The organism is Myxococcaceae bacterium JPH2, from assembly GCA_016458225.1.
Lineage (GTDB): Bacteria > Myxococcota > Myxococcia > Myxococcales > Myxococcaceae > Citreicoccus.
This window is the reverse complement of sequence record JAEMGR010000056.1, coordinates 1-270: the sequence shown is the minus strand read 5'-3', so window position 1 is coordinate 270 and position 270 is coordinate 1. Positions and strand designations below refer to the sequence as shown.

Genomic DNA, 270 nt, shown 5'->3' with positions numbered 1-270 from the left:
GGGCAGAGACTTGCGGTCGACCTTGCCGTTGGAGTTGAGGGGGAGCGCCGCCAGGACGACGAAGGCGGAGGGCACCATGTACTCGGGGAGGCGCTGCTTGAGGTGAGCGCGGAGGACGTCGGCGGAGACGCCGGAGGAGTCCTTTGCGGTGAGGTAGGCGACGAGGCGCTTGTCACCGGGGATGTCCTCGCGGACGACGACGACGGTGTCCTTGACGGCAGGCGAGGCACGGAGAGCGGCCTCGACTTCGCCGAGCTCGATGCGGAAGCC

General features: G+C 68.9%; 1 protein-coding gene. It reads right to left on the bottom strand.

Annotated features, from left to right (window positions below):
* On the bottom strand, positions 1 to 270 hold a 270-nt coding region (locus JGU66_35795; GenBank protein ID MBJ6766147.1), incomplete at both ends, for a hypothetical protein.